19 protein-coding genes are annotated in these 22,403 nt (G+C 73.9%); 13 read left to right on the forward strand and 6 right to left on the reverse strand.

What is annotated here, in order from left to right; all coding sequences use genetic code 11:
* Positions 1–44: 44 nt before the first annotated feature.
* A complete protein-coding gene (gene pknB / locus FU792_RS05370; protein WP_022924758.1) occupies positions 45–2,009 on the reverse strand; it encodes a Stk1 family PASTA domain-containing Ser/Thr kinase in 1,965 nt (654 codons plus the stop codon).
* A gap of 73 nt (positions 2,010–2,082) precedes the next feature.
* On the reverse strand, positions 2,083–3,150 hold the full coding sequence (locus FU792_RS05375; protein WP_022924757.1) for a lytic transglycosylase: 1,068 nt from the start codon (positions 3,148–3,150) through the stop codon (positions 2,083–2,085).
* 159 nt (positions 3,151–3,309) lie between these two features.
* Here FU792_RS05375 and FU792_RS05380 point away from each other — a divergent pair, with 159 nt between their 5' ends.
* Positions 3,310–3,666, forward strand: coding sequence for an Rv2175c family DNA-binding protein (locus tag FU792_RS05380; RefSeq protein WP_022924756.1), 357 nt, complete (start codon positions 3,310–3,312; stop codon positions 3,664–3,666).
* A 19-nt stretch (positions 3,667–3,685) separates the two neighbouring features.
* Here the strand turns inward: FU792_RS05380 and FU792_RS19135 are convergent, their stop codons facing one another.
* A complete protein-coding gene (locus FU792_RS19135; RefSeq protein ID WP_275100742.1) occupies positions 3,686–4,096 on the reverse strand; it encodes a polyprenyl synthetase family protein in 411 nt (136 codons plus the stop codon).
* Positions 3,981–4,766 carry a polyprenyl synthetase family protein gene (locus FU792_RS05385; protein ID WP_275100743.1) on the reverse strand — a complete coding sequence of 262 codons (786 nt, stop codon included), beginning with the start codon at positions 4,764–4,766 and terminating at the stop codon, positions 3,981–3,983. Before FU792_RS05385 ends, FU792_RS19135 begins: the two co-directional genes overlap by 116 nt.
* A gap of 319 nt (positions 4,767–5,085) precedes the next feature.
* Here FU792_RS05385 and FU792_RS05390 point away from each other — a divergent pair, with 319 nt between their 5' ends.
* The 9 genes from FU792_RS05390 to FU792_RS05430 all read left to right on the forward strand — a co-directional run bounded on the left by FU792_RS05390 (position 5,086) and on the right by FU792_RS05430 (position 15,078).
* Positions 5,086–5,463 carry a DUF6504 family protein gene (locus FU792_RS05390; protein ID WP_022924754.1) on the forward strand — a complete coding sequence of 126 codons (378 nt, stop codon included), beginning with the start codon at positions 5,086–5,088 and terminating at the stop codon, positions 5,461–5,463.
* Between the two features lie 111 nt (positions 5,464–5,574).
* Entirely contained in the window at positions 5,575–6,006 is a 432-nt protein-coding gene (locus tag FU792_RS05395; protein WP_022924753.1) for an SAV_6107 family HEPN domain-containing protein, read from the forward strand.
* 5 nt (positions 6,007–6,011) lie between these two features.
* Positions 6,012–10,058: a DNA polymerase III subunit alpha gene (locus tag FU792_RS05400; protein ID WP_028130978.1), complete on the forward strand. Its 4,047-nt coding sequence runs from the start codon at positions 6,012–6,014 to the stop codon at positions 10,056–10,058.
* On the forward strand, positions 10,052–11,218 hold the full coding sequence (gene dinB, locus FU792_RS05405) for a DNA polymerase IV (protein ID WP_478013397.1): 1,167 nt from the start codon (positions 10,052–10,054) through the stop codon (positions 11,216–11,218). The genes FU792_RS05400 and dinB overlap by 7 nt, the downstream gene beginning before the upstream one ends.
* A gap of 283 nt (positions 11,219–11,501) precedes the next feature.
* A complete protein-coding gene (locus FU792_RS17290; RefSeq protein WP_028130976.1) occupies positions 11,502–11,957 on the forward strand; it encodes a DUF3040 domain-containing protein in 456 nt (151 codons plus the stop codon).
* Positions 11,927–12,571 (forward strand): ECF RNA polymerase sigma factor SigK, encoded by a 645-nt coding sequence (gene sigK / locus FU792_RS17295; RefSeq protein ID WP_022924749.1) that lies wholly within the window; start codon positions 11,927–11,929, stop codon positions 12,569–12,571. Before FU792_RS17290 ends, sigK begins: the two co-directional genes overlap by 31 nt.
* Positions 12,568–13,356, forward strand: a complete 789-nt coding sequence (locus FU792_RS05420) for an anti-sigma factor (protein WP_022924748.1) — start codon at positions 12,568–12,570, stop codon at positions 13,354–13,356. Before sigK ends, FU792_RS05420 begins: the two co-directional genes overlap by 4 nt.
* Positions 13,357–13,520: 164 nt before the next feature.
* Positions 13,521–14,285 carry a CHRD domain-containing protein gene (locus FU792_RS05425; RefSeq protein ID WP_022924747.1) on the forward strand — a complete coding sequence of 255 codons (765 nt, stop codon included), beginning with the start codon at positions 13,521–13,523 and terminating at the stop codon, positions 14,283–14,285.
* Between the two features lies 1 nt (position 14,286).
* Positions 14,287–15,078 carry a class F sortase gene (locus FU792_RS05430; RefSeq protein ID WP_033418739.1) on the forward strand — a complete coding sequence of 264 codons (792 nt, stop codon included), beginning with the start codon at positions 14,287–14,289 and terminating at the stop codon, positions 15,076–15,078.
* Between the two features lie 93 nt (positions 15,079–15,171).
* On the opposite strand, the gene FU792_RS05435 is transcribed toward FU792_RS05430, so the two are convergent.
* Both FU792_RS05435 and FU792_RS05440 read right to left on the reverse strand, forming a co-directional pair.
* Positions 15,172–15,660: a DUF456 domain-containing protein gene (locus tag FU792_RS05435; protein WP_022924746.1), complete on the reverse strand. Its 489-nt coding sequence runs from the start codon at positions 15,658–15,660 to the stop codon at positions 15,172–15,174.
* Positions 15,661–15,750: 90 nt separating this feature from the next.
* A complete protein-coding gene (locus tag FU792_RS05440) occupies positions 15,751–15,966 on the reverse strand; it encodes a DUF7455 domain-containing protein (RefSeq protein WP_022924745.1) in 216 nt (71 codons plus the stop codon).
* Positions 15,967–16,149: 183 nt separating this feature from the next.
* Between FU792_RS05440 and FU792_RS05445 the strand changes: the two genes are divergently transcribed.
* The 3 genes from FU792_RS05445 to FU792_RS05455 all read left to right on the forward strand — a co-directional run bounded on the left by FU792_RS05445 (position 16,150) and on the right by FU792_RS05455 (position 22,395).
* The gene (locus FU792_RS05445) at positions 16,150–18,261 is read left to right on the forward strand and encodes a DNA gyrase/topoisomerase IV subunit B (protein WP_022924744.1); all 2,112 of its coding nucleotides are present in this window, start codon (positions 16,150–16,152) and stop codon (positions 18,259–18,261) included.
* Positions 18,262–18,519: 258 nt separating this feature from the next.
* Positions 18,520–20,814 (forward strand): DEAD/DEAH box helicase, encoded by a 2,295-nt coding sequence (locus tag FU792_RS05450; protein ID WP_033418789.1) that lies wholly within the window; start codon positions 18,520–18,522, stop codon positions 20,812–20,814.
* 24 nt (positions 20,815–20,838) lie between these two features.
* Entirely contained in the window at positions 20,839–22,395 is a 1,557-nt protein-coding gene (locus tag FU792_RS05455; protein ID WP_022924742.1) for a phytoene desaturase family protein, read from the forward strand.
* Positions 22,396–22,403 lie beyond the last annotated feature (8 nt).

The raw sequence follows: 22,403 nt of genomic DNA on the forward strand, positions 1-22,403 counted from the left end.
GCTGGGATGTGGCTGACGACCCCGGGCGGCGCCGACCGAGCGGACTACACGACGACGAGCACGATCTCGGTGCCGGTCGGCACCTCCTCGCCGGGCTCGACCGACTGCTCCCGCACGGTGCCGAAGAACCCTCCGCGCACGTCCTCCCGTCGCACGACCAGGCCGAGCTCGGCGAGCTCCTCCTCGGCGGCGGAGAACTGACGCCCGACGACCTGCGGGACGGTGACCAGCTCGGGTCCCTGGGAGAGGGTGATCGTCACCGTGCTCCCGCGCTCCACCTGCCCGGCCGAGGGTGACTGGCTGACCACGGATCCCTCCGGGACCTCGTCGTCGAAGGCCTGCTCCGGTGACACGGTCACGCTGAGGCCCGCCTCGCGCAGGGCGGACACCGCCTCCTCCTCGGTCCGGCCGGTCACCTCGGGCACCTCGACCGGCGCCGGACCGTCGCTGATCACCACGTCCACGGCAGCACCGGGGGGCAGGGGGTCGCCGGCCGCGGGCGAGGTGCGCAGGACCCGACCCTCCGGCTCGGACTCGTGGTGCTCCCGGCTCTGCTCGCCGAGCTCGAGGTTCGCGGCGACGAGCGCCTCCGTGGCGGACTCCAGGGTGAGGCCGGCCAGCGGTGGCACGTCGTAGCGCTCCGGGCCCTGCGAGACCACGAGCGGCACGTCCGTGCCGTGCCGCACCTGGGTGCCGGGCTCCTGCTCGGCGGAGATCACCGTCCCGGACGGCACGTCCTCGGAGTAGGCGTAGCTGATGACCGGGTCCAGCTGCTCGGCGTCGAGCAGCGAGCGTGCCTCGTCCTCCGGGAGGTCGACCACCTGCGGCATGGCCGAGTGGACGCCGGGGCCCTCCAGCAGCCACCAGGCGGCATACCCGCCGCCGCCGAGGAGCAGCAGGAACAGCAGCGCCAGGACGACCCCGCCCCGACGCCGGGGTCGCGCGCGCTCCTCGCGCGGCGTCCTGGCATCCGCCCGCCTCGGCGTCGGCGTGCGGTTGCCGGTCGTGCGGGCGTAGTGCCCCTCGCCCTGGGCGGCGGCCAACGGCAGCTTCGTGGTCGAGCCGGCGCCACCACCGACCACCTGGGTCAGGTCCCCGGCGCCCGACCCGGCGGCCGGTGCCTGCGGCGCTGCGGGGACCCGGTCCAGCTCGGTGTCGGAGAGCTCGCGGACGACGGCCCGCAGCTGCACCAGGAGCGCCGACGCATCCTGGGGGCGGTCCGCCGGGTCGGTGGCGGCGACCCGCAGGATCAGCTCCTCCACCGGCTCGGGCAGGCCGGGCACGACGTCGCCGGCCCGCGGCACCGCGCCGTGCACGTGCTCGTAGGCGACCCGCAGCGGATCGCCGCCGGGGAAGGCCTTGCGCCCGGTGACCAGCTCGAAGAGCAGCAAGCCGACGGCATACACGTCGGCCCGGGCGTCGACGGCCCCGTGCTCCACCTGCTCCGGCGCGAGATAGGCGGCGGTGCCCCACAGCATCTCGGTGGTCGCCCGCTGGCCGGCCGCCGAGACCGCCCGGGCGAGACCGAAGTCCGCGACCTTGACCCCGCTCTCGCGGCCACCGGCCAGCAGGACGTTCTCGGGCTTGATGTCGCGGTGGACGAGCCCGTGCCGGTGGGCCTCCGCGAGCGCCTCGGCCACCGGGAGCAGGAGCGCCATGGCCCGTCGCGTCGACAGCGGTGCGTGGTCGCTGACGACGTCGCGCAGCGTCGGCCCCTCGACGAGCTCCATGGCGAGGAAGACGAGGTCCCCGTCCTCACCCTGGTCGTAGACCCCGACCACGTGCGGGTGGGAGAGCCGGGCGGCGGCGCGTGCCTCGGCGACGAAGCGCCGGACGAAGGAGTCGTCATCGGCCAGGTCCGGGCGCATCACCTTGAGCGCCACCGGCCGGTCCAGCCGCAGGTCCCGGGCCCGGTAGACCGTCGCCATCCCCCCGCGGGCGAGCTCGGCCTCCACCTGGTAACGACCGTCGATGACGCGGTCGTGGAGGGTGGGGGTCGGGGCACTCACGTGCCGAGTCTACGGAGCGGGGCGGCCGGACCGTGGGACGTGACCGGCCCGGGTATGCCGCCCTCGGGGGCGTTCAGAGGGTCGTCTGGAAGTACGTGATGTTGCGGACGTACTGCCGGGTGTCGGCGAACAGACCGTGCTGGCGCACGCTCGCCAGGCCCTGGTAGTAGCCGCCGATCGCCTCGTCGGTGGTGTCGGCGGACCGCAGGAGGGTGCGCATGATGACGACACCGGCGGTCACGTTGTCCTCCGGGTCGAGCAGGTTGAGCTCGCGCCCCACCAGGCCGGAGGCCCACTGCCCGGAGCTGGGGATCACCTGCATCGCACCGATCGCGTTGGCCGGCGAGACGGCCCGGTGGTTCCAGCCCGACTCCTGGTAGGACAGGGCCAGCATGAGGGTCGGGTCGACCCCGTGGCGCTCGCTCGTCCGCACGATGAGCTCGCGCACGGCCGCGCGGCTCGGGACCTCCGTGCCCGCCAGGTAGTCGCGGTTGGCGGCGGCCGACCGGGCGATCCCGTCGCCGTAGCGGTAGTGCAGGAAGGTGTCCGGCACCGCCTCGCCGGCGCGGTGGTCACCGATGGTCGTCTCGTCGTAGGGCCGGTCGAGGGGCTCGGGGCGGCTGCGGTCCGCCTCCGGTGCCGCGCCGCCCAGCCTGAGCTCCTGACCGGGGTAGATGAGGCGGGTGTCCTGCAGGTCGTTGGCGCGGGCGATGTCGGCCACGCTCACCCCGTGCCGGGCGGCGATGTCGGTGAGGGTGTCACCGCCGCGGACCGTGACCGTGCCGCCGGAGGAGGCGCCGCCGGAGGAGGCGCTGCCGCCCTTCTCGCTCCCGGACGAGGGTGCCGGGGCCGACGCGGCGGGTGCGACGTCGGTGTCTCCGCCGACCGGTATGCGCAGCCGGGCGCCGGGCATGATCCAGCGGCCGCCGTCGGGCAGGGAGTTGGCACGGACGAGCGCGCGCGGGCTCACGTCGTAGCGGGCCGCGATGTCGTAGACCGTGTCGCCTGCAGTCACGGTATGGGTGGTCTCCCGCGTCGCCTGGAGGACGGCGAGGGGAGCGGTGGCGTGCACGCCGGTGGGCGCGACGTAGGCGTGGGTGGGCAGGTCTCCGGGCGGCAGTGCGGCGAAGAGAGGGCTCACGTCGTGCTCCTCCGAGAGTGGCGGGTGAGGGGGCAGGGACTCCTGTGGCCGTCGTGGTCGACGGGGACATGGTGACCAGTGGGGCACGAGGGACAGTACCCGGCCGCGGCCGATCACGCCACTGTCCCGGCGTGTCGCTGCATATGGTTGACTGGCCCTGTGCTAAGTGACACCGATGTAGTTCCAGAGTGGCTGACTGTCCCGGACGTGATGGAGCGCACCGGCGCGACGCTGCAGGCGGTGCGGCGGTGGCTGCAGGAGCGGGACGTGGTGGGGGTGCGTCGCGGCCCGGACCGGGTGGTGATGATCCCCGCCACCTTCTTCGTCGACGACGGTCCGCTGCCGACGTTGCGCGGCACCATCACGGTGCTCGGCGACGGCGGGCACAGCGACGAGGAGATCGTCGCCTGGCTCCACGCCCCGGACGACACGCTGCCGGGCGGCAGCGCGATCGCCTCCCTGCACGCCGGGGCGAAGACCGAGGTGCGACGCCGCGCCCAGGAGGAGGCCTTCTAGGTCCGTCGGGGAGAGCCGGTCAGACGGCGCGGTCGGTGCACACGCCGACGAGGTCGCGCAGCGCCTGCGTGCCCTCGTCGGTGAGGCCGGGGGTCTGGTCGAGGGCCTGCAGCGCCCGGTCGGCGCCGTCGCTGATGAGCTCCTCGGTGCGCTGCAGGGCGGTGGACCGGACGAGCACCTCGCGCAGGGACTGCACCGCTTCTTCGTCGAGGTCCGGGTCGCCGAGGGAAGCCTCGACCAGGGCGACCCCGTCGGGATCGGCGTGGGCGAGGGCATACGCGACGAGCACGGTGTGCTTGCCCTCGCGGAGGTCGTCACCGGCGGGCTTGCCGGTCTGCCCGGGGTCGCCGAAGACGCCGAGGACGTCGTCGCGGAGCTGGAAGGCCTCGCCGAGCGCAGCCCCGTAGCGGGCCAGGCCCGCGCGGGTCACCGCGGAGGCGCCGGCGGCGTCCGCGCCGATGAGAAGGGGCTGCGACGGAGTAGCGGGCGCTCTTGTGCCGGATGACGGTGCGGCACCGCTCCAGCCGTGCGGCGAGATCGAGGTCGCGCCACCCGCGTGCCCCCTCGAGGATGTCGAGGAACTGGCCGCCCATGAGCTGGGTGCGCATCCGGTCGAACTCGGGCCGGGCGCGCTGCAGGGCGGCGGCCGGCAGCCCGCTCGTCGCGAAGGCCTCGTCGGTCCAGTTGAGACAGAGGTCGCCGGCCAGGATCGCCGCCGCGTGACCGAAGCGCTGCGCGTCCCCGGACCACTCCTGCTGCTGGTGCCACGTGCCGAAGGTGCGGTGCGCCGCGGGCCGGCCACGGCGCAGGTCGCTGTTGTCCATGACGTCGTCGTGCAGGAGCGCTGCCGCCTGGAAGATCTCCATCGCGCTGGCGGCGCGGACCACCCCGGGGCCGTCCGGCTGCCCCAGGGCGCGCCATCCCCAGTAGAGGAACGCCGCCCGGAGCCGTTTCCCGCCGGAGAGGAGGTCGGCGACGGCGTCCACCAGGGGGGTCATCGGGGGGCCGAGCCCGGCGAGCACCTCGCGCTGCCGCACGAGGTGCTCGTCCAGGGCCTGCTGCACGCGGGGGCGGAGGTCCACGCCGTCCAGGACGTGCATCGCGAGTCCTCCTGTGCCTGACCGGGTGGCCGATGGGTGGGCCGGAAGGGCGGTAGGCCCGGCGGGTCGCCCTGCCCCCGAGCCTAGCCGCTGCGCCGGGCAGGTCCGGGTCGCCCCCTCCTACGACCCGGACCTGCCGACGGATCCATGGTGCTGCGGGTGCCCGGGTGGGCGCAGAAGTTGTCCACAAGCGCCACGGGGAGGGGTTGAGTCTGTCGGGGGCGAGTCGTACATTTGTCTCCGTGGATCGAACACAAGTTCGATCCACGGGTCGTCCCGTGACCGATCGGTCGCCCCGTCGTCCGCGAGGAGGAGCAGCATGAGCAGGAGCTATCAGGAGCTGGTCGAGGTGAGGACCGGCGCCGCGGGCGAGCACGGGATCCGGCTGGAGGGGGCCGTGGCGCCGGACCCCGACGGCGGGTGCCCGCAGGTCCCCACCGTCTTCCTCTGGCGGGGACGGGTGCACCTCGTGCGTGCGGTGCTGAGCCGATGGACCCAGCGGGTGCCGTGGTGGCGTGGCGAGGACGGGCGGGAGGACGCCCGGGCCTCGGCGGACCCGGCGGGTGGGAGCACCGGCGCGACAGAGCTGGAGCGGGTGGTCTGGCGGGTGGAGGCCGGTGCCGGGAAGGCGTCCGGGACGGGGGTCTACGACCTGGTGCAGGGCGGCCGGTGGTGGCTGGAACGGGTCGCCGACTGACGAGGCCGGCGGAGCCAGGAGCGCGCGACGAGGGCACGAGCACGACGAAGCACGAACGACGCAGCCAGACGACGAAGCCAGACGACGAAGGACGACGGAGAGGACGACGAGATGACGGTCATCGAGACGGGGGTCACGGCCGGGGCCGTGCTGGACCTGCTGGAGCGCTCGCGGGGGGTGCTCCTGGAGGCGTGCCACAGCGGCACCGCCGCCGAGCGCTACACCTGTGCCCACCTGGCCGCGCTGCGGGCCGGGGCGGCGTTGCTGGCCGCCCGCACGACACCGGTGCCGCGCAGCCGCCCGCGCAGCGTCTGGGAGGTGCTGCCCTCGGTCGCGCCGGAGCTGACCGAGTGGGCCGCGTTCTTCGCCGCGTCCGGTCGGCGACGGGTCGCCCTGGAGCGTGGTGCCGGCAGCGTCACCGCCCGGGACGCCGACGACCTGGTCCGGGCGGGGGAGCGCTTCCTGGAGCTGGTGCGGGCCTCGCTGCACCTGCCGTGCGAGGCGCCGGTGCACGCCGAGCTGGTCCCGCTGGGTCACGGGTGAGCCCGGTGGCCGGAGCCGGTGACGACTTCGTCCATCTCCACGTCGCCTCCAGCGCCTCGATGCGCTACGGCGCGTCCCACCCGGCCGAGCTGGTGGCCCGGGCCGCCGAGCTGGGGCAGTCGGCGTTGGCGCTGACCGACCGTGACGGCCTCTACGGCGCGGTGCGCTTCGTCCGGGCCTGCGGCGAGGCCGGGATCGCGCCGGTGCTGGGGGTGGACCTCGCCCTGGCGGGTTCGCCACCCGGGCCGGGAGGACAGACCCGCCACCCCGGCGTCGACCGCAGCCCGTTCGTCACCGGGCTCCGGGAGCAGGAGCAGCATGAACGGCGGGTGGCACCCGGCCGCGGCTGGGGCGAGGGACCAGATGCCCGGCCGGAGCGCCGGGGCCCCCGCAGTCCGGTCAAGGGCGGGACGCTGGTCGACGACCAGCAGCCGAGGGTGGTGCTCCTCGCACGCGGCCAGCGCGGTGGCGCCGAGGCAGGGGCGGGGTGGGCCAGGCTGTGCCGTCTGGTCACCCAGACGCATCTGTCGGGCGAACGCTCCGTGCCCCGGGTCACGCCCGAGCTGATCGCCCGGGCGGCGGCCGCCACGGCCGGGGTGGCCCCCGTCGTGCTGCTGCTCGGCCCGGACTCCGACGTGGGCAGGGCGCTGCTGGCGCGCCGCCGGGACCTGGCCAGGCAGCTGCTCACGGGGTGGGCCCGGCTGCTCCCACCGGGGGCGGTGCGGGTCGAGGTGGTCTGCCACGGCGGCCCCGACGGCACGCCGGGCAGCCTGGCGCACGCCACGGCCACCTGGGCGCTGGCCCGCGAGGCGGGCATTCCCGCGGTGCTCACGGCCGCGGTGCGGCACGCCCGTCCCGACCAGGCCAGGGTGGTGGACGTGCTCGACGCCGCCCGGCGGCGGGTGGCGCTCGACGAGCGCCACCTGGACCGGGTCAGCAGCGCCGGTCACCTGGCGACGACCGCCACCATGCACGGGCTGGCCCGCCAGCTCGAGCACGCCGCCGGGCCGGGGGCCCGCGCCGAGGAGCTGCTGCGGGAGACGCTGGAGCTGGCCGCGGCCTGCCACCAGGACGCCCGGTCCGACCTCGGCATCGGAGCGGTCCATCTGCCCGAGCCCGAGGTGCTGGGGGTGCAGGGCGTCGGGCAGGCCCACCAGGTCCTCACCGAGCGCTGCACGCAGGCCGTCACCACGCGCTATCCCGGTGCGGGGGCCTCGTCCCGGCGCAGGATCCACGAGCGGCTCGAGGACGAGCTGGGTGTCATCGCCGGCCTGGGCTACCCGACCTACTTCCTCACGGTCGCCCAGGTGTGCGACCTGATCCGGGACAACGGCGTGCGGGTGGCCGCCCGCGGGTCGGGGGCCGGGAGCCTGGTCACCTACCTGCTGGGCGTCAGCGGTGTCGACCCGCTGGAGCACGACCTGCTCATGGAGCGTTTCTGCTCGCCGCTGCGCGCCCAGCTGCCGGACATCGACATCGACGTCGAGTCCGCCCGCCGCACCGAGCTCTACGAACGCATCCTGGAACGCTTCGGCTCCGAGCGGGTGACCTGCGTGTCGATGACCGAGACCTACCGGGTGCGGCACGCCGTGCGGGACGTCGCCGCCACGCTGGGGATGCCGCCGGGCGAGATCGACGTCATCGCCAAGGCCTTCCCGCACATCCGCGCCCGGGACGCGCGCTCAGCGGTCCGGGACCTGCCCGAGCTGCGCCGTCAGGGGCTGGACGCCCCACGGATGCAGCTGCTCATGGAGCTGGTGGAGTCGCTGGACGGTCTGCCCCGACACCTCGCGATGCACCCGTGCGGTGTGGTCCTGTCCGACACCGGGCTGCTCGACCGGACCCCGGTCGAGTCCAGCTGGCTGGGTTTCCCGATGAGCCAGTTCGACAAGGACGACGTCGAGGAGCTCGGCCTGCTCAAGCTCGACGTGCTGGGCATCCGGATGCAGTCGGCGATGACGCACGCCCTGGACGAGGTCGCGCGGGTCGACGGCGTGCAGATCGACCTGGACGACCGGACCCAGGTGCCGCTCGACGACCCGGACACCTTCGCCCTGATCCAGTCCACCCGGACCCTCGGCTGCTTCCAGATCGAGTCGCCCGGGCAGCGGGAGCTGGTCGGCAAGTTCGCCCCGGAGACCTTCGCCGACATCATCATCGACATCTCGCTCTTCCGTCCCGGGCCGGTGAAGTCCGACATGATCCGACCCTTCCTGCACGCGCGTCAGGGGTGGGGCGAGCCGGAGTACCTCCACCCCAGCCTGGTGCCCTACCTGGAGGAGACGTGCGGGGTGGTGGTCTTCCACGAGCAGGTGCTGCAGATCGTCGCCCGGACCACCGGGGTGTCCCTGGCCCAGGCCGACGAGGTGCGCCGGGCCATGGGCAGCCCGGCGGGGCAGGACGAGGTGGAGGTGTGGTGGCGCGCGGCGGCCGCGGCACGGGGCTACCGCCCGGGGGAGGTGGACCGGATCTGGGAGGTGCTGGCGGCCTTCGCCTCCTTCGGCTTCTGCAAGGCCCACGCGGCGGCCTTCGCGCTCCCGACCTACCAGTCGGCCTGGCTCAAGACGCACCACACGGCGGCCTTCCTCGCCGGCGTCCTCACGCACGACCCGGGGATGTATCCCAAGCGCCTCATCCTGGACGAGGCCAGGACGATGGGGGTCCACGTGCTCGGGCTCGACGTCAACGCCTCGGGCGCGGCCTACCGGGTCGAACGCGTGGACCCCTCCTGCTCGGGCGAGGACGACCCGCCCGACCAGGAGGCGGGTGGCCGGGGCGGCTTCGGTCCTCTCGACGCCACCGTGCAGCCGGCCACGGCGCAGGGCACGCTGCGGCGGGCGCCCGACCGGGTCGACGTGACGATGCGGCTGATCGAGCGCCGGGCGGGTGGCTACGGCATCCGGCTGTCCCTGTCCGACGTCAAGGGGATCAGCGAGGACGAGGTCTCGCGGATCGTCGCCGGCCAGCCCTACGACTCCCTGGCAGACCTGTGGCACCGGGCCCGCCCCAGCCGCCCGACGGCGGAGCGGCTGGTGCTCGCCGGGGGGCTGGACGAGCTGCACCGGGTCGGACGGCGTGCCCCTCGCCCCGCACGTCCCGGTGCCCGGGCGGGGACGGCGACCGGGCGGGTGGGTCTCACCCGGCGCGACCTGATGCTGCACGTGCGTGACCTGGAGCGCTGGTCCCGCCACGCCGCCAGCGGTCGTGGCCGCGCCGGTGCTGCGCGGCACCGTCCGGCTCCCGCCCTCGGCGCCGGGGAGGTGGCGGCGCGGGCGGAGGGCCAGGCGGTCGGGCGCCGGTCCTGGCACCAGACCTCCGCCTCCGCGACCACGCAGCTGACGCTGCAGTTCGGCGACGACCCCGCACCGCTCGTCGGCAGCGGCCTGCCGGAGATGAGCGGGTCCGAGCAGCTGCGGGCCGAGCTGGAGGTGCTCGGCATGGACGTCAGCCAGCACGTGGTGGCCGGCTTCGGTCCGATGCTGGCCGACCTCGGGGTGACCCGGTCCCGGGACCTGCTCTCCTACCGTGGCGGTGCCGAGGTGCTCGTGGCCGGTGCCAAGGTGGCGACCCAGACCCCGCCGGTGCGGTCCGGCAGGCGGGTGGTCTTCCTCACCGTGGACGACGGCAGCGGACCGGCGGACGCCACCTTCTTCGAGGACGTCCAGGGTCCCTACGCCGCGACCGTGTTCCACTCCTGGCTGCTCATGGTGCGTGGTGTGGTGCGCCGCACCGGTCCGCGCGGGGTGTCGATCAGGGCGACCGCGGCCTGGGAGCTGGGGGAGGTCGCCCAGGCCTGGGAGCTCGGTGGTCGCGCCGCGGCGCTCGAGGTGATGGAGCAGGCCGAGCGCACCGCCCGGCTCCTGGCGCAGGAGGCGGAGGACGCCTCGCGGCGGGCCTCGGAGAAGGCCGGTGCCCCGGCGGGCCGCCGGGTGCTGCTGCACGCCTCCGGCTTCGCCCAGTCGCCGTATGCCGACGTCGCGCCCGCGGGCGAGGCGACCCGGCAGCCGGGCACCAAGCTGTGGCACTCCAGCCCGGGGAGCCCGGGGTGGTGAGTCGCGGGTGGGTGATGCACGTCGACATGGACGCCTTCTACGCCGCGGTCTCGCTGCTGGAGAGGCCGGACCTGCGCGGCCTGCCGGTGGTGGTCGGCGGAGGCTGGCGCAGCGTGGTGCTCGCGGCGACCTACGAGGCCCGGGCCTACGGCGTGCGGTCCGGCATCCCCATGGCCACCGCGCGCCGGCTGTGCCCGCCGCTGGTCGTGGTCCGGCCCGACCCGGACAGCTATGCCCGGGTCTCCGAGGCGGTGATGGCGATCTTCGCCGAGGTCACCCCCCAGGTCGAGCCGGTCTCGATGGAGGAGGCCTTCCTCGACCTCTCCGCGACCGGACGACGCTGGGGAGGCCCGGAGCGGATCGGCGGCTGGATCCGCGACACCGTGGCCGACGAGCAGGGGATCACCTGCTCGGTCGGCGCCGCCCCCTCCAAGGCCGTCGCCAAGATGGCCTCCCGGGTCGCCAAGCCGGACGGTATGCGGGTGGTCGCCCGCGAAGAGGTCGTCCCCTTCCTGCATCCGATGCCGGTGGGTGCGCTGTGGGGGGTGGGAGAGTCCACCGAGGCCGAGCTGCACCGGCTGGGCCTGCACACGGTGGCCCAGCTGGCCCACGTGCCCGTGACGACGCTGCGCCGCGCCTTCGGCGAGCAGTCCGCCGCGCGGCTGCACACCCTGGCCTGGGGGATCGACGAGGACCCGGTCGTGCCGCAGCGCCGGGAGCGCAGCGTGGGGTCCTCGGAGACCTTCAGCCACGACGTGGACGACCCGGACCTCGTCCGCCGGCAGCTGCTGCACCTCGCCGAGCGGACGGCCAGCCGCATGCGCCATGCCGGGGTGCTGGGCCGCACCGTGGTGCTCACGGTGCGCTTCTCCGACTTCACCACCATCACCCGCTCCCGCACCGTCGCCGTCCCCACCGACGTCACCCGTGAGGTGCACGGCACCGCCTGCGCGCTGTATGCCGCGCTGGGGCTGCAGCGTGCCCGGATCCGCATGCTCGGGGTGCGGGTCGAGGGCATCACGGAAGCCGGGCAGACGCCGGTCCAGGGCAGGCTCGACGAACCGGAGCGGGGCTGGCGCGAGGCCGAGCGCGCCGCCGACCGGGCGGTTGCCCGGTTCGGGCAGCAGGCGGTGCGCCCGGCCAGCCTGCTGTGCCGGTGAGCGGCCGCCCGGGCCGGCGCCGGACGGGCGACGCGGACCGTGCACCAGACCAGCCTGCTGCGCTGCCGGAGGACCACGCGGAGCGTGCGTCGGACCAGCCTGCTCCGCTGCCGGACGGCCACGCATACCCTCTGCCAGGAGGACCTCCGGCCCCGCCGACCCGGTCCGGGGAACTCCGGGTAGTGCTCGACTCGTTCACGTCTTATCCTGGAGATCAGGACCATGGCGTCGGTCTCCGTGTCACCGACCGAACGACCGATGACTCGCACCACCGGAGGTGAACGTGCCGCTCTCAGACCACGAGCAGCGTGTGCTCGAACAGATGGAGCAGGCCCTCTATGCCGAGGACCCCCGCCTCGCGAGCCAGCTCAAGCGCCCCGCGTCCGGCGGAGCAGCTGGCGGGCTGGACCGGCGGCGGCTCGTCCTGGGAGTCATCGGCGCTCTCGCCGGGCTGGCCCTGGTGGTCATCGGCGTGATGTCCTCCATGATCTGGGTCGGCGCCCTGGGCTTCCTCGCGATGGTGCTGGGTGGTGCCTGGGCCGCCTCCCCGGCCCGCACCGGCTCCACCAAGGGTGCGGGGTCAGGCCGGCTGGGCGTCGTCGGCAAGGACGGGACGGTCCGCAAGCCCGGCACCACGGGTCCCGCCTCCGGATCCGGCCGGAAGAAGAACCCCCGGTCCGGCTCCTTCATGGAGCGGATGGAGCAGCAGTGGGACCGGCGACGGGAGCAGGGTCTCTGACCTCCGGCACCTCAGACCACGACCCGGGCCCTGCCCGGGTCGTCGACGTTTCCGGGGGCGAGCGCCCGGACCTGGCCGTCCTGGTGGGTCGGGTCGCCGACGGTGACCAGACCGCACTGGCGCAGGTCTACGACCTCATCGCGCCGCGCATGTTCGGTCTGGCCCTGCGCGTCCTGCGCGACCGGAACCTGGCCGAGGAGGTCGTCCAGGACGTCTTCCTGCAGCTCTGGCGCCAGGCGGGCGAGGTCGACCCGGCCCGTGGCTCGCCCCTGGGGTGGATCCTGACGCTGACCCACCGTCGGGCGGTGGACCGGGTGCGTTCGGAGCAGGCGCAATCCGATCGGCTGGACCGCTACGAATCCCAGCAGACGACACCGCCCTACGACGCGACCGCCGAGGAGGCGGTCGAGCGGATGGAGGCGACCAGGGTGCGCACGGCACTGGACCGGATCGGTGAGCCGCACCGGACCACCGTGGCCCTGGCCTACTTCTCCGGACTCACGCACCGTGAGGTGGCTGAGCGCATGGACATCCCCCTGGGGACGGCCAAGACGCGGATCCGGGACGGGTTGAGGAAGGTGCGCAGGGAGCTGGGCGGAGGTGAGCAGGGATGACCGAGGGTGAGATGCACGACCTGGCTGCGGCCTACGCCGTCGACGCCGTCGACCCCCAGGAGCGAGCTGCGTTCGAGGCCCATCTGGAGGGGTGCGAGCAGTGCCGTCGTGAGGTCCAGGACCTCCGGGAGGCGACGGTCCTGCTGACCGAGGACCTCGAGGTGGAGCCGCCCTCACAGCTGCGTGCGACCGTGCTCGACATGGTCGCCGCGGAGGCGCAGGGCCGGCCGCAGGACAGCACCCAGCCCGGGACGCAGGGAGATCCTGTCAAGGGCGGCACGGGGCAGGATGCCGGTGCCGAGGTCACGTCGCTGGCCGGCCGTCGTGAGGCCGCCCGGGAGCGTCGCGGCCCCAGACCGGGTCGATGGCTGGCGGCTGCTGCCGCCGCGGTGGTGCTGGCCGGCGGTGTCTGGGGTCTGACGCAGGCGCTGGACCGGGATCCGGCGACGCAGGTCCTGCAGGCGCAGGACGCTGCCGAGCGCACCGCCGACACCGCCGACGGTCCGGTGGCCGTCGTCGTGTCCGCCGCCGAGGGTCAGGCCGTGGTGCGCTTCCCGAGCGGGTTCGCCGCGCCCCAGGCGGGCAGCGTCTACCAGGCCTGGTTCGTGGGCGCCGACGGCACGGCACGTTCCGCGGGGGTGCTCGAGCCCGAGATGCTCGAGGAGGGCCAGGCCCTGCTCGAGGGTTCCCCCGACGGCGCCGTGGCGGTCGGGCTCACCGTCGAGCCCGAGGGCGGTTCGGCGCAGCCCACGACCGATCCCTTCGTCGTCGTCCCGCTCACCTGAGCCGAGCGACGCCGCAGTGCCAATGTCGAGCAGGGCGGCGTCGCGGGCTCCGATGTGATGTGCCTCACATCGGCAATCCGGCTGTCGAGGTGCTCCGAATCCTGTGCGTACCCCTCGTCGCGGCACACGGTCGCGGCGGTACGCGATCGAAGGAGTGACCCTCGATGAAGAAGATCACCACAGCCATGGCCGCCCTGGCCGCCCCCGCCCTCGTCGCGATGAGCGCCGCTCCCGCCCTGGCGGACCACGAGAACCAGACGGTCGAGCTCATGACCACGCTGGGTGAGCTCAACGACTCCGGCGCCTCGGGCGAGGCCTGGGCCAAGGTGACCGGCAACGAGGTGTGGATCAAGGTCGAGGCCCAGGGTCTGCTGGACGGGTCCCCGCACGCCCAGCACATCCACATCGGCGGGGCGGGCGAGTGCCCGGACCCGAACATGGAGGGCAGCGGCTACGAGGGTGCGATCCGCACCACGGATGCCATCGACAGCTACGGCGCCGTCCGGGTGTCGCTGACCGGGAACGACGCCGACACCTCCGAGGCCGCCGCGCTGGACGTGGCCAACTTCCCGGCGGAGGGCAGCTACACCTACGAGCGGACCTTCGAGGTGCCCAACGAGGTCGGCCAGGCGCTGCACCGTGGTGAGGGCGTCGTCGTGATCCACGGCGTCGACCACAACGGCTCCGGCGAGTACGACGGGGAGCAGATGTCCGACCTGGACGACAGCCTTCCCTCGGAGGCCACCGACCCGGCCGCCTGCGGCGCCTTCGAGATGGGCCAGATGAGCGCCCCCGGTGGCGGCGTGGAGACCGGTGGTGGCAGCACGACCGGGATGGAGAACGCCGGCATGATCGCGGGCGGCGCGCTGCTCGCCGCGGCCGGTGCGGGTGCCTTCGCGCTCAACCAGCGCCGCCGGACCGACAGCTGACATGTCGCCCGAGCGCACCGACCAGGGCCGTGGGGGCCTCGCCCTCACGGCCTTGGCCGTGCTCGCCGTCCTCGTCGGCGTGATCGTCGTCGGCGTCGGGTTCGCCACGCAGCGGCCCGACCCGCCCGCGCCCACGCCGGCCACCGCGCAGCAGACCGCTTCGGAGCAGGACGGCGCCGCGGCCACGCAGGACCCCGACAGCGGGTCCGACAGCGACGCCGCGCCGACCACGGCGGAGCCTGAGGCCTCGGACGAGGCCGCGGGTGCGGTGCCGGGTCCCGAGGAGTCGGACGAGCAGGACGGGTCCGACGCCGAGCGGACCGTCGAGGGCCTGGAGCCCTCGGAGCCGGTGGAGGTGCGCATACCCTCCATCTCGGTCACCAGCCCGTTGCACGCCCTCGGTCTCGCCGACGACGGCACCCTGGAGGTGCCCAGTGGCGATCGCTACCACGAGGCCGCGTGGTACGACGGGTCACCCACGCCCGGAGAGGTCGGGCCGACCGTCATCGAGGGGCACGTGACCGGTGCCGGAGGCATCGAGTCAATCTTCTTCGAGCTCGGCGCCCTGGAGCCCGGCGACACCGCCGAGGTGGACCGCGAGGACGGCCAGACGGTGATCTACGAGGTCTACCGCGTCGACCAGTTCCCCAAGGACGAGTTCCCGACGGTCGACGTCTACGGGCCGACGGACGAGCCGGAGCTGCGGCTCATCACCTGTGGCGGTGAGTTCGACGAGTCCACGGGACACCACGAGGACAACACCGTCGCGTATGCCCGGATGGTCGAGGGCTGACCGGCGCAACGACCCGATCACAGGCAGGACCCACGAACCACGTCCTCCGGTGCCGTCCGCAGGGAGACAGGCACCGGAGGACGTTTCTCGTGCTCACGAGGGGGTGAGCACCAACGCGCTCACGACGAACATCGCGATGAGCGCGAAGGCGGTCGCCAGCTCGATGAGGATGTTGAGGCCGACCGCCCGCAGCGCCAGCCGGGTGTGGCGCAGCGCCTCACGGCGGTCCTTCGTCCGGACCAGGGAGACGAGGAAGATCCCGAGGGGGAAGCCCAGGAAGAGGCCCACGACCGGGATGACGAACCCCAGGACGAGGGCGCAGAGCACGCCGATGACGAGGGTCGAGGTGCGGACCCCGGCGCGGCGCATGTGCTGGCCGGGGACGGCCCACTGCAGCGCGACGCCGAGCGCGTAGACCAGCGCTGAGAGCGCGAAGACCACCCACCCCAGTGTGCTCTGCTGCGTCAGGGCCCACATGAGGGACCCCACGAGCACGACGAGCAGCCCGGGCAGGATCGGCAGGACGATCCCCACGACGCCGATCGCCATGAACACCAGGATGAGGATCTCGGCCGGCTCCATGGTGCAGATTGTGCCCGACACAGACCGACGCCCGCCCGGCACGGGTGCCGGGCGGGCGTCGGTGCGGCTCAGGACCGCGTCGGGGGAACCTCAGACCGCAGGGGTCTCCTGCTCCTGGAGCCGGTGGGTCTCGTCGGTGATGTGCACGTCGTCCACCGCGCGCAGCTTGTCGAGGTGCTCCCGCCCGTGGTGGGCGCAGAAGTGCAGCTCGAGGCCGTCTCCCAGACGGGCCCGGACGTAGGCCTGGGCCCCGCAGCGGTCGCAGCGGTCGGCAGCGTTGAGTTCAGGGGTCAGAGTGGCGTTCACGGCGGTCTCCTCTCCAGTGGCCAACCAACGGTTGGTCGTCACAGTCAAACATGCCAACGCCCCCGGACCGCGTCTTTGTGCCCGGGAGGAGCACGTTTCGCTCTGCGCGTAAGCCGGTCCTGACCAGCAGCAGCGCGCCGCGCCTCCCGGGGCCTGTCGGCGCCCCGCGCTAGCCTGCCGGTCGTGACCACTCAGGACTACTCCGCCCGCCACCTGCAGGTCCTCGAAGGCCTGGAGGCGGTGCGCAAGCGCCCGGGGATGTATGTCGGGTCCACCGACGCCAGGGGCCTCATGCACTGCCTCTGGGAGATCATCGACAACGCGGTCGACGAGGCGCTGGGCGGCCACGGGGACCGGATCGAGGTGATCCTGCACTCCGACGGGTCGGTCGAGGTGAAGGACCGGGCGCGGGGCATACCCGTCGACATCGAGCCGCGCACCGGCCTGTCCGGGGTCGAGGTCGTCTTCACCAAGCTGCACGCCGGCGGGAAGTTCGGCGGTGGCTCCTACGCCGCCTCCGGAGGGCTGCACGGCGTGGGGGCCTCGGTGGTCAACGCGCTGTCCGCCCGGCTGGACGTCGAGGTCGACCGCGCCGGCAAGACCTACGGCATGAGCTTCCGGCGCGGCGAGCCCGGGACCTTCGACGACGCCGGGGGCAGCCCGGACCCGAACGCTGCGTTCACACCGTTCGAGCGCAGCAGCGACCTCGCCGTCGTGGGCAAGGCCAGACGCGGGGTCACCGGCACCCGGGTGCGCTACTGGGCCGACCCGCAGATCTTCCTGGCCCAGGCGCAGTTCGCCTACGACGAGCTCGTCGCCCGGGCCCGCCAGACCGCCTTCCTCGTCCCCGGGCTCACCATGGTCATCCGCGACGAGCGCCGCCTCGCGGGGACGCCGGGCGCGGACGGGCCCGCGGAGGAGACGTTCGCCTACTCCGGCGGCATCGCGGAGTATGCCGAGTACCTCGCGGCCGACGCCGCGGTCACCGACGTCTGGCGGCTGCAGGGGTCGGGCAGCTTCACCGAGACCGTGCCGATGCTCGACGAGCTCGGCCACATGGTGTCGAGGGAGATCGAGCGCGAGTGCGAGGTGGACGTCGCGCTGCGCTGGGGGACCGGTTACGACACCACGGTGCGCAGCTTCGTCAACATCATCACCACGCCCAAGGGCGGCACCCACCTGGCCGGCTTCGAGCAGGCGCTGATGAAGGTCTTCCGCAAGCAGCTCGAGACCAACGCCCGCAAGCTCAAGGTCGGCAACGACAAGGTGGAGAAGGACGACATCCTCGCCGGCCTGACCGCCGTCGTGACCGTCCGTCTCCCGGAGCCGCAGTTCGAGGGCCAGACCAAGGAGGTGCTGGGCACCAGCGCGGTGCGCACGATCGTGTCCCGCACCGTGGAGAAGGCCCTGACCGAGCGGCTCACGAGTACGCACCGCGGCGACAAGGCCCAGGCCTCGCTGCTGTTGGAGAAGGTCGTCGCCGAGATGAAGTCGCGCATCTCGGCGCGGCTGCACAAGGAGACGCAGCGCCGCAAGAACGCCCTGGAGTCCAGCTCGCTGCCCGCCAAGCTGGCGGACTGCCGCAGCAACGACACCGAGCGCTCCGAGCTCTTCCTCGTCGAGGGGGACAGCGCCCTGGGCACCGCCAAGCTCGCCCGGAGCAGCGACCACCAGGCGTTGCTGCCGCTGCGCGGCAAGATCCTCAACGTGCAGAAGGCCTCGGTCCAGGACATGCTGTCCAACGCCGAGTGCGCGGCGATCATCCAGGTCATCGGGGCCGGCTCGGGACGGTCCTTCGACCTCGACCTGGTGCGCTACGGCAAGGTCATCATCATGACCGACGCGGACGTCGACGGCGCCCACATCCGGACGCTCCTGCTCACCCTGTTCTTCCGCTACATGCGACCGCTGGTCGAGGCGGGGCGGGTGTATGCCGCGATGCCGCCGCTGCACCGGATCGAGGTCGCCGGTGGCCGGGGGAAGGGCCGGGAGCGGGAGTTCGTCTACACCTACACCGAGGCGGAGATGCGCCGCACGGTCGCGGGGCTGGAGAAGAAGGGCCGCACGGTCAAGCAGCCCATGCAGCGCTACAAGGGCCTGGGGGAGATGGACGCCGACCAGCTGGCCGAGACCACCATGGACCCGAGGCACCGGACGCTGCGGCGGATCACGCTGGCCGACGCCGCTCGGGCGGACGAGGTCTTCGACCTGCTCATGGGGTCCTCGGTCGCGCCCCGCAAGGACTTCATCGTCGACTCGGCTCACGACCTGGACCGGGAGCGGATCGACGCCTGACCCCGACCTTCTCGCCGGACGCCCGCCGTCACCCGCTGCCGCTGGATCCGGGGCGCGGGTTGGTCCGGGATGCCGGCGCCGCACGGTAGACTGATTCTTCCCCGGTTGCCGTGTGCGACGCGGCCGGGTGCACCCCTCAGGACGATCCGATCCTGGGGGAGATCGGGCGCCGCGACGAGCGCCTGGAGGTAGGTCCGGTCACGCCGAGGGCGTCGAGGCGAGCACCCACCTCGACCCACTCGAAGAGGTGAGCTTCACATGGCCAAACCAGCACGCGCCGGTGCGTCCGGCAAGAAGAAGCCCCGCCACACCGCCGCCCAGAAGAAGGCAGCCCGCCAGGCGCGGGAGAAGCAGGCCCGCGCCCAGCTCAAGGGCGGCCGCGGCGACCGGCGCGGTTCGAGCCGGGGCGCCCAGGACGAGCGTCCGGTCGGCAAGCAGCGCTGGCGCGACCGCGACGAGCGGGACCCGCGCGGGCAGGGCGAGCGGGGGCAGCGTCGCCGCGACGACCGTGATGACCGCGGTGGTTACCGTCGCGATGACCGCGGTGACCGGGGTGGCTACCGCCGGGACGACCAGGGAGACCGGGGTGGCTACCGCCGGGACGACCGGGGAGACCGGGGCGGCTACCGCCGAGACGACCGGGGAGACCGGGGCGGCTACCGCCGAGACGACCGGGGAGACCGCGGTGGCTACCGCCGCGAGGACCGGGGAGACCGGGGCGGCTACCGCCGGGACGACCGCGGTGGCTACCGCCGGGACGACCGCGGTGGCTACCGCCGAGACGACCGTGACGACCGGGATGGCTACCGCCGAGACGACCGGGGTGGCTCGCGCGAGGGTCAAGGACGGCAGCAGGGCTCGGGCTACCAGGAGCGGACCTGGCGCTCGCACCGCGAGGAGCGCGAGGGTCGCCCGGGCCGCGGGCGGCACGAGGGACGCAGCTGGGAGGAGGGACGCCGGCGCGAGGACCGTGGACCGCGCGGCGACCGCTGGGAGGACCGGCGCGACAACCGTGGGAGGCCGTCCCGTTCGTGGGAGCGTGGCAGCACCGACGACTCCTTCGCCGAGGCCGAGGCCGAGGCCGAGCGCGACGCGGCGGACGAGGCCTACCAGCAGCGGGTCTCCGCCGACCGTTCCGAGGACGCGTCGGCGTCCGTCGAGCAGGACAACGGCTTCGTGCCGCTCGGGCTCCGCGAGGAGCTGGTCCAGGCGCTGGCGAGGATCGGCATCACCACCCCGTTCCCGATCCAGGCGGCGACCATCCCCGACGCCATGGCAGGCCGCGACCTGCTGGGCCGCGGCCAGACCGGCTCGGGCAAGACCATGGCCTTCGGCCTGCCGCTGCTCGACCGCCTCGCCGGGCGACCGCGTGCGGTGCCGCACCGGCCGCGTGCGGTGATCCTGACCCCGACGCGCGAGCTGGCCATGCAGATCGTCGACGCGCTGGCCCCGCTGATGCGCGCGGTCGACCGCCGTTTCGTGCTCGTGGCCGGGGGGATGTCCTACACCCCGCAGCTGCGCGCGCTGGAGAAGGGCGTGGACGTCCTCGTCGCCACCCCGGGTCGTCTCATCGACCTCGTCGACCGGAGCGCCGCGGACCTCTCCGAGGTCGAGGTGACCGTCCTCGACGAGGCCGACCACATGGCCGAGATGGGATTCGTGGAGGCGATCCGCCAGGTCCTCGACCTCACCCCCTCCGACGGCCAGCGGCTGCTCTTCTCCGCCACGCTGGACCACGGGGTCGACCAGGTCGCGAAGACCTACCTCAAGGACCCGGTCACCCACTCCACCGACGACGCACGCGCCAGCGTGACGACGATGGCGCACCACGTCTTCCTCGTGCACCCGCACCACAAGAAGCCGATCACGGCGGCCATCGCCAACCGCCCGGGCCGCACGGTGGTCTTCTGCCGCACCAAGCTCGGTGCGGACAGGGTGGCGCTCCAGCTGCGCGAGTCCGGTGTCTTCGCCGCCGCCCTGCACGGCGGTCTCAACCAGGCCCAGCGGACCCGCGTCCTGGACGCCTTCAAGTCCGGCACCCTGCCCGTGCTCGTCGCGACCGACGTGGCCGCGCGCGGCATCCACGTCGACGACGTCTCGCTGGTGCTCCAGGTGGACCCCCCGGCCGACCACAAGGACTACCTGCACCGCTCCGGACGCACCGCGCGGGCCGGGGAGGACGGCGTCGTGGTGACGCTGGCCCTGCCGCACCAGAAGCGGCAGGTGGCCCGGATGCTGGACGCCGCGGGGGTCGAGACCGAGCCCCGGCCGGTCGCCCCCGAGGACCACGCGGTGATCGAGACGGCGGGCGGGTCGGTGCCAGAGGGTGAGCCGGTGCCGCAGAGCCGGCTGGACGACGTCATGCGCCCCAAGCGCGGTCCGGGCCGCGGATCGCGGGCACCGCGCGGTCCTCGCGGCCAGCGCCAGGGAGACCGGGGGCAGGACCGGCGCCAGCAGGACCGGGGTCGCGACCGTCAGGGCCGGGGCGGCCCCGGCGGCTCCCGCGGCCAGCGCCAGGGAGACCGGCGGCCGGACCGGCGCTCCCGCGACTGACCTGCAGCGCCTACCATCGGCCCCATGACTTCGAGCCACGACGTCGTGGTGGTCGGCGGCGGGCACAACGGGCTGGCCGCCGCGGCCTACCTCGCCCGCGCCGGTCGCTCGGTCCTGCTGCTGGAGCGGTCGCCGGAGCTGGGAGGTGCGACCGTGTCGGCGGAGGCCTTCCCCGGCACCGGTGCCCGGCTGTCGCGCTACTCCTACCTCGTCAGCCTGCTGCCGCGCCGGGTCGTCGACGACCTGGGTCTCTCGCTGCACCTGCGCCGACGCCGCTACTCCTCATACACGCCGGTGCCCGGCGGCGACACCGGCCTGCTCATCGACCACGGCGACCCGCCGGCCACGGCCGCCTCCTTCGCCGCCGTCGGTGCCGGCGCCGACGCCGCCCGCTGGGACCGCTTCTACGAGCGGGTGAGCGAGCTCGCCCGGGCGGTGTGGCCGACGATGACCGAGCCGCTGCTGCGGCGGCGCGAGATGGCGCACCGCGTCGGGGACCCGGGACTGGTGCGCGACCTGCTGGAGCGTCCCCTCGGAGAGGTGATCGAGTCCACGGTCGCCGACGACCTGGTGCGGGGGGTCATCCTCACCGACGGCCTCATCAGCACCTTCGCCGACGCGCACGCCGCACACCTGCGGCACAACATCTGCTTCCTCTACCACGTCGTCGGCGGCGGCACCGGGGACTGGGACGTGCCGATCGGGGGCATGGGCCAGGTCTCGGGCGAGCTGGAGCGCGCCGCCCGCGACGCCGGCGCGGAGCTGGTCACGCGGGCCACGGTGACCGCGGTCGAGGAGGGCGCCGTCACCTGGCAGGACGCGGAGGGTATGCCCCAGCGCGCCACCGCGGGCCGGATCCTCTGGGCGGCAGCCCCGGCGGTGCTCGACGAGGTCGCGGGAGGCCCGCCGGGGGAGCGGGTGGAGGGAGCCCAGGTGAAGGTGAACCTGCTGCTCTCCCGGCTGCCCCGGCTGCGGGAGACCGGGGTCGCCCCAGAGGCGGCCTTCGGCGGGACGTTCCACATCAACGAGACCTACACCCAGCTGCAGCAGGCCGCCGCCGACGCCGGGCGGGGGCAGGTGCCGAGCCCGATGCCGGCCGAGATCTACTGCCACTCGCTCACCGATCCGACCATCCTGAGCCCGCGGCTGCGCGAGCGGCACCCCGAGGCCCAGACGATGACCGTCTTCACGCTGCAGACACCCGACCGGCTGCTCGACGGGCGCGGCGAGGAGGCCCGGGACGAGCTGCAGCGCGCGGTGCTCGACTCGATGTCCTCGGTGCTGGCCGAGCCGATCGACGACGTCGTGCTCACCGACGGCGACGGTCGCCCGTGCGTCGAGACGCGCACCACGCGGGACCTGCAGGCGAGCCTGGCCATGCCGGGCGGCAACATCTTCCACGCCCCGCTGGAGTGGCCGTTCGTGGAGGACGACGCACCGCTCGACACGCCGGCGCAGCGATGGGGCGTGGCCACGGCCTACCCCGGGGTGCTGCTCGCGGGGGCCGGGTCCCGGCGCGGTGGAGGCGTCAGCGCCCTCGGCGGCTACCACGCCGCCCGGGCGCTGCTCGAGGGCGCCTGACCCGACGG

Source organism: Serinicoccus marinus DSM 15273 (genome assembly GCF_008386315.1).
GTDB lineage: Bacteria > Actinomycetota > Actinomycetes > Actinomycetales > Dermatophilaceae > Ornithinicoccus > Ornithinicoccus marinus.

Excerpts from the sequence above, each read along its gene's own strand:
- FU792_RS05385 (WP_275100743.1), bottom strand. The coding sequence starts at position 4,766 with ATGCACGTCCTGGACGGCGTGGACCTCCGCCCCCGCGTGCAGCAGGCC.
- FU792_RS05390 (WP_022924754.1), top strand. The coding sequence starts at position 5,086 with ATGAGCAGGAGCTATCAGGAGCTGGTCGAGGTGAGGACCGGCGCCGCG.
- FU792_RS05395 (WP_022924753.1), top strand. The coding sequence starts at position 5,575 with ATGACGGTCATCGAGACGGGGGTCACGGCCGGGGCCGTGCTGGACCTG.
- FU792_RS05420 (WP_022924748.1), top strand. The coding sequence starts at position 12,568 with ATGACCGAGGGTGAGATGCACGACCTGGCTGCGGCCTACGCCGTCGAC.
- FU792_RS05425 (WP_022924747.1), top strand. The coding sequence starts at position 13,521 with ATGAAGAAGATCACCACAGCCATGGCCGCCCTGGCCGCCCCCGCCCTC.
- FU792_RS05430 (WP_033418739.1), top strand. The coding sequence starts at position 14,287 with ATGTCGCCCGAGCGCACCGACCAGGGCCGTGGGGGCCTCGCCCTCACG.
- FU792_RS05435 (WP_022924746.1), bottom strand. The coding sequence starts at position 15,660 with ATGGAGCCGGCCGAGATCCTCATCCTGGTGTTCATGGCGATCGGCGTC.
- FU792_RS05450 (WP_033418789.1), top strand. The coding sequence starts at position 18,520 with ATGGCCAAACCAGCACGCGCCGGTGCGTCCGGCAAGAAGAAGCCCCGC.
- FU792_RS05455 (WP_022924742.1), top strand. The coding sequence starts at position 20,839 with ATGACTTCGAGCCACGACGTCGTGGTGGTCGGCGGCGGGCACAACGGG.